The sequence below is a fragment of the Streptomyces sp. SID5785 genome, from assembly GCF_009870065.1.
Classification (GTDB): Bacteria; Actinomycetota; Actinomycetes; order Streptomycetales; family Streptomycetaceae; genus Streptomyces.
Map to the genome: position 1 here is coordinate 1 of NZ_WWIA01000973.1, position 5,275 is coordinate 5,275.

Here is a 5,275-nt window from a genome sequence, read left to right on the forward strand (position 1 = left end):
TCCTCGGGACCCACCGTCAACACGGTGATCTCCACATCGTCGTCCGAGTTCTCCGAGATCTGCAGCGCCTGCTCCACCGCATACTCGTCCAACTCCGAGAGCAGGCCGTCCACGTCGTCACGGTCCACGGTCAGGTCATCGGCAAAATGCCGGTCGCCGGTCGCGTCCGGCACGTACTTCACGGTGACAACGATCCTCAAGCTCACGCCGGCTCTCCTACTGCAATCGTCTTTTACTGGGCGCACCCCAGCTGCCTGCGGCTGACTTCGCCTTCTAGCAGGCAGCATAGGCGCCTGAAGCGGACTCTTCCGTTCGGGGCGGCCCGCGCTCCGACCGAAATATTACTCACCAGTACTACACCGCGCCGCAGGTGACTAAGCAAGCGCTTTGCGGTGTGACGTTACCAACGCTCCGTGATCGCGCGGCCGGGAACTCTCAGTCGCGCAGGGCGTTGAAGCGCCCCTGGTGATAGAGGAGGGGGCGGCCGGCACCGGCCGGGTCACCGGCGACGGCCTCGGCGAGCACGATGCGGTGATCACCCGCGGGCACCCGCGCGACGACCCTGCAGACGAGCCAGGCGAGCACGTCGTCGAGCACGGGGACCCCGTGCGGGCCCTCGGTCCAGCGGGTGGGCGCGCCGAAGCGGTCCGCGCCGCTGCGCGCGAAGGTGGCGGCCAGATCGGCCTGGTGCTCGCCGAGTATGTGGATGCCGACGTACTCGGCCTCGGCGACGGTGGGCCAGCTGGAGGCGCCCAGGCCGATACCGAACGAGATCACCGGCGGCGCGGCCGAGACGGAGGTGACGGAGGTGGCGGTGAAGCCGACGGGGGCGGCGCCGGCCGCCGTGACCACCGCGACGCCCGCGGCGTGCTGCCGGAAGACGGAGCGGAGCAGATCGGGCGTGGCAGGCCGGGCGGTGCGCAGGTCGGGCGTGACCGTCATGGAATTGTCCTTCTGCCGGTAGGTGCGAGCGGGGTCCGTGCCTGAGGGATCAGGAACCGGGACAGCGCGCGCTGGAGCACCGCGCCAGGTCGACGTGGACCCGCTCGTAGAGAAGGATTTCCGGGAACATACAGTCAGACTGACGATACGTGGAGCGTGCAGTCAAGTGCGTTCCGTCATGTGGGAGATCCGTCACGGGGCGACGGCCGCGCCCAGCGCGGCGATGACGTCCGCCGTGCGTGGCTGGCCGGCGGCCCGCCGCACCTCCCGGCCCGCGGCGTCGAGCACGAGCACCGTGGGCGTCTTGTGCACGCCGACCGTGCGGACGAGCTCGAGCCGCTCCTCGGCGTCGATCTCGACATGCGCGACACCCGGGACCATCGCCGCGACGTCGGCGAGGACCCGCCGGGTGGCCCGGCAGGGCGCACAGAACGCGCTGGAGAACTGCACGAGCGTGGCCCGCTCCCCCAGCGGGGCGGCCAACTGCGCCGCGTCCAGCACGGTTTCACCTGCGGTCATCCGTCTCCTCCTTCGCGGGCCGCCGCACGGTGCAGCGCGCAAACGTCTCTGCACATTCCCCGGCGAGTGACAAGGATCTCGCGCGGCACAGGAACCAGGACTGGTCACCCGGCCGTTGATGGGGCACGATCTGCGCAAGCCGCAAAACCTACGGCTGCGTAACTTACCGCCGGAGGCCCCTCCACCCGGAGGGGATTCCCCAGGCAATCAGAAGGGTCCACCCCCTCCATGGCAGAGCTCGTCTACCGTCCGGTCATCGGCGCCGCGAAAACGATGTTCAAGGCGCTCGACCTGAAGATCGACTGCAAGGGCTCGGAGAACATTCCGCGCGCGGGCGGCGCCGTCCTGGTCAGCAATCACATCAGCTACCTGGACTTCATCTTCGACGGCCTCGCCGCCCTGCCGCAGAAGCGCCTGGTCCGCTTCATGGCGAAGGAGTCGGTGTTCCGGCACAAGGTGTCGGGCCCGCTGATGCGCAGCATGAAGCACATCCCCGTGGACCGTGCGCAGGGTGAGCACGCGTTCCAGCACGCGCTCGCGTCGCTGCGCTCGGGCGAGGTCATCGGCGTTTTCCCCGAGGCGACGATCTCGCAGTCGTTCACGCTCAAGGGCTTCAAGACCGGTGCCGTACGGCTCGCCCAGGAGGCCGGGGTGCCGCTGATCCCGATGGCGCTGTGGGGCACACAGCGCATCTGGACCAAGGGACGCCCGCGCAACTTCAAGCGCCAGCACATCCCCGTGACGATCCGGGTGGGCGAGGCGATGGAGGCCCCGCGCGACCAGTTCGCCGGTGCCATCACGCGCCGTCTGCGCGACCGCGTGCAGGAGCTCCTCGAGGCCGCGCAGCGCGCCTACCCGGTCCGCCCGAAGGGGCCGGACGACACGTGGTGGATGCCCGCACATCTCGGCGGCACCGCGCCGACCCCCGAAGAGGTCAAGGCCGCCGAGGCAGGCTGAGCGGGACCGGTCGGACCGGGTGGACCGGTCGGACCGGGTGGCCGGTGAGCCCGCCCCTCCGCCTCACGGGGTGAGCGAGTCGGGGAGGTGCTCCCAGAGGTACGGGCGGTCCGGCGCGCTGCGCAGGATGTCGAGCACGGCCGGATGCGGTGCATCGAAGAGTGCGGGATGGTCCACCTCGCCGGACCGCGGGTCGGGCACCCACGCCAGCCGCTCGCCGTCGAGCGAGAACTGTGCGTCGACGCCCGGCTTGTTCCCCCGCGGGTCCTGCCGGTGCCAGGCACCGTGGAAGCGGACCGCGACCAGTCCGTGCAGGCACCAGCCGGTGCCGGCGTCGTGGGTCAGCCGCTGGTAGCAGAGCGCCGTGGGGATGTCCTCGGCCCGCAGGAGCGCGGTGAGCGCGTGGGACTTCGCGTGGCAGATGCCGGTGCGTTGCGCGAGGACGTCGGAGGCCCGCCAGGTGACGCGCAGGTCGCCGCTGTCCGCGGAGTGCGGGACGGTGTCGCGCACGAACTCGTAGGCGGCGCGGGCGTATGCGTATGAGTCGGCGGCGCCGTCCGCGAGGCGCGCGGCCGTCTCGCGGACGAGCGGATGCGTGTGGTCGATGACCTCGTCGGCCGCCAGATAGGCGGACAGATCAGGGTTCTGCTGGATCAGCTGCATGGCACGCGAGCATAGGAACGCGGCCGACCGCCAGTCAATGACTTTACGGTCGACCGCATACCTATGCAGAGAGTGGAAGTCGGGCGTCGCTAGCGCGCCATCTCCTCCTTGAGGGCCGCGACGAAGCCGTCCACGTCCTCCTCGCGGGTGTCGAACGCGCACATCCAGCGGACGTCCCCGGCCGCCTCGTCCCAGAAGTAGAAGCGGTACTTCTTCATCAGGCGCTCGGAGACGTCGTGCGGCAGCCGCGCGAAGACGCCGTTGGCCTGCACCGGGTAGAGGATCTCCACGCCGTGCACGGCGCGCACCCCCTCGGCGAGGCGCTGCGCCATCTCGTTGGCGTGCCGGGCGTTGCGCAGCCAGAGGTCCTTCGCGAGGAGCGCCTCCAGCTGCACGGACACGAAGCGCATCTTCGAGGCGAGCTGCATCGACATCTTGCGCACGTGCTTCATCTGGCGCACGGCGCCGGGCTCGAGGACGACGACGGCCTCGCCGAACAGCGCGCCGTTCTTGGTGCCGCCCAGCGACAGGATGTCGACCCCGACCGCGTTCGTGAACGTCCGCATCGGGACGTCGAGGGACGCGGCCGCGTTGGCTATCCGGGAGCCGTCGAGGTGGACCTTCATGCCGTGCCCGTGGGCGTGCTCGACGATCGCGCGGATCTCGTCGGGCGTGTACAGCGTGCCGAGTTCGGTGGACTGGGTGATCGAGACGACCTGCGGCATCGCGCGGTGCTCGTCGTCCCAGCCGAAGGCCTGCCGGTCGATCAGCTCGGGCGTGAGCTTGCCGTCCGGCGTCGGGACGGTGAGCAGCTTCAGCCCGCCCATCCGCTCGGGGGCGCCGCCCTCGTCGACGTTGATGTGCGCGGACTCGGCGCAGATCACCGCGCCCCAGCGGTCGGTGACCGCCTGGAGCGCGACGACGTTCGCACCGGTGCCGTTGAAGACCGGGAACGCCTCGGCCGCGGCACCGAAGTGACTGCGGATCACCGACTGGAGGTGCTCGGTGTAGTCGTCCTCGCCGTAGGCGACCTGGTGGCCGCCGTTGGCCAGGGCGATCGCGGCGAGGACCTCCGGGTGGACGCCCGCGTAGTTGTCACTGGCGAAACCCCGGGTGCTGGGGTCGTGGTGCCGGCCGGCGTCGGTCTTCGCGTTCTTCCCCGGAAAGGTCACGACTTCTCGGTCAGCCACAGACGGGTCCCGTTCACTTCGGCGGCGGGCCGGTCCCAGACACCGGCGATGGCCTCGGCCAGCTCCGTGACGTCCGTGAAGCCCGCGAACTTCGCGTTGGGGCGTTCGGCGCGCATCGCGTCGTGCACCAGCGCCTTGACCACCAGGATCGCAGCAGCCTGCTGCGGGCCCGCGTCGCCCCCCGCCTTGCGGAAGGCGTCGCCCAGCGCGAGCGTCCACGCCTCGGCGGCGGCCTTGGACGCCGCGTAGGCCGCGTTGCCCGCGGTCGGGCGCGAGGCGCCGGCGGCGCTGATCAGGAGGTACCGACCGCGGTCACTGCGGGTGAGCGCGTCCTGGAAGGCGAGCGACGTGTGCTGCACCGTGCGGATCAGGAGCTTCTCGAGCAGGTCCCAGTCCGCGAGATCGGTCTCGGCGAAGGTGGCGCTGCCGCGCCAGCCGCCGACGAGGTGGACCACGCCGTCGACCCGGCCGAAGTCCTTCTCGACGCGGTTCGCCCAGTCCCGGGTGGCGTGCAGGTCGAGCAGGTCGACGGTGTCGCCGATGACGGTCGCCCCGCCGTGTGCGTAGCGCGCGTCGTCGACCGCCGAGGCGAGCCGCTCGGCGTCCGCGTCGGCGCCGACCACGGTGGCACCGGCCTCGGCGAGCCGCTTCAGCGCGGCGCGGCCCGCGGGGCCCGCCGCTCCGGCGACCGCGATCACGGCACCTTCCAGCACGTTCCCGGTCCCGTTGGTCTCGGACATGGCTGTCGCCTCCCGGTTCGCGGCGGTCCGGGAGCTGTCTGCCGTCCCGCCGTTGTCTGCGTGGTTCACGCGGCCACCCGGTCCGCGCTCGCCGCAGTGATACCACGCGTCGACGCGATCACGGTCTTGAGCTTCTTGGAGAGGGCCTCATAGAACATGCTGAGCGGAAACTCGTCGGGAAGCACGTCGTCCACGAGCTTGCGGGGCGGCAGGGAGACGTCCAGGGCGTCGGGGCCCTTGGCCCAGCGGGAGCCGGGGTGCGGA

At 70.8% G+C, this 5,275-nt stretch carries 7 protein-coding genes and 1 pseudogene; 1 reads left to right on the plus strand and 7 read right to left on the minus strand.

The window, feature by feature from the left end; genetic code table 11:
• The 3 genes and pseudogenes from GTW43_RS31635 to GTW43_RS31645 all read right to left on the minus strand — a co-directional run.
• Window positions 1-206, minus strand: a pseudogene (locus tag GTW43_RS31635) (electron transfer flavoprotein subunit beta); the annotation flags it as partial.
• A 229-nt stretch (window positions 207-435) separates the two neighbouring features.
• Window positions 436-942 carry a flavin reductase family protein gene (locus GTW43_RS31640; protein WP_161305414.1) on the minus strand — a complete coding sequence of 169 codons (507 nt, stop codon included), beginning with the start codon at window positions 940-942 and terminating at the stop codon, window positions 436-438.
• A gap of 192 nt (window positions 943-1,134) precedes the next feature.
• Window positions 1,135-1,461: a thioredoxin family protein gene (locus GTW43_RS31645; protein WP_161305415.1), complete on the minus strand. Its 327-nt coding sequence runs from the start codon at window positions 1,459-1,461 to the stop codon at window positions 1,135-1,137.
• Between the two features lie 228 nt (window positions 1,462-1,689).
• Here GTW43_RS31645 and GTW43_RS31650 point away from each other — a divergent pair, with 228 nt between their 5' ends.
• Window positions 1,690-2,418: a lysophospholipid acyltransferase family protein gene (locus GTW43_RS31650; protein WP_161305416.1), complete on the plus strand. Its 729-nt coding sequence runs from the start codon at window positions 1,690-1,692 to the stop codon at window positions 2,416-2,418.
• A gap of 63 nt (window positions 2,419-2,481) precedes the next feature.
• Here the strand turns inward: GTW43_RS31650 and GTW43_RS31655 are convergent, their stop codons facing one another.
• The 4 genes from GTW43_RS31655 to GTW43_RS31670 form a co-directional block, all read right to left on the minus strand.
• Window positions 2,482-3,081 (minus strand): transglutaminase family protein, encoded by a 600-nt coding sequence (locus GTW43_RS31655; RefSeq protein WP_161305417.1) that lies wholly within the window; start codon window positions 3,079-3,081, stop codon window positions 2,482-2,484.
• Between the two features lie 89 nt (window positions 3,082-3,170).
• On the minus strand, window positions 3,171-4,253 hold the full coding sequence (locus GTW43_RS31660) for a low specificity L-threonine aldolase (protein ID WP_161305419.1): 1,083 nt from the start codon (window positions 4,251-4,253) through the stop codon (window positions 3,171-3,173).
• Window positions 4,250-5,011, minus strand: a complete 762-nt coding sequence (locus GTW43_RS31665) for an SDR family NAD(P)-dependent oxidoreductase (RefSeq protein ID WP_161305418.1) — start codon at window positions 5,009-5,011, stop codon at window positions 4,250-4,252. Before GTW43_RS31665 ends, GTW43_RS31660 begins: the two co-directional genes overlap by 4 nt.
• 65 nt (window positions 5,012-5,076) lie before the next feature.
• Window positions 5,077-5,275: DUF6421 family protein (locus GTW43_RS31670; protein WP_237536919.1), on the minus strand; the 199-nt coding region annotated here is incomplete at its 5' end.

Bases quoted from the DNA above. Each gene is read 5' to 3' on its own strand.
- GTW43_RS31640 (WP_161305414.1), bottom strand. From the start codon at position 942: ATGACGGTCACGCCCGACCTGCGCACCGCCCGGCCTGCCACGCCCGAT.
- GTW43_RS31645 (WP_161305415.1), bottom strand. From the start codon at position 1,461: ATGACCGCAGGTGAAACCGTGCTGGACGCGGCGCAGTTGGCCGCCCCG.
- GTW43_RS31665 (WP_161305418.1), bottom strand. From the start codon at position 5,011: ATGTCCGAGACCAACGGGACCGGGAACGTGCTGGAAGGTGCCGTGATC.
- GTW43_RS31655 (WP_161305417.1), bottom strand. From the start codon at position 3,081: ATGCAGCTGATCCAGCAGAACCCTGATCTGTCCGCCTATCTGGCGGCC.
- GTW43_RS31650 (WP_161305416.1), top strand. From the start codon at position 1,690: ATGGCAGAGCTCGTCTACCGTCCGGTCATCGGCGCCGCGAAAACGATG.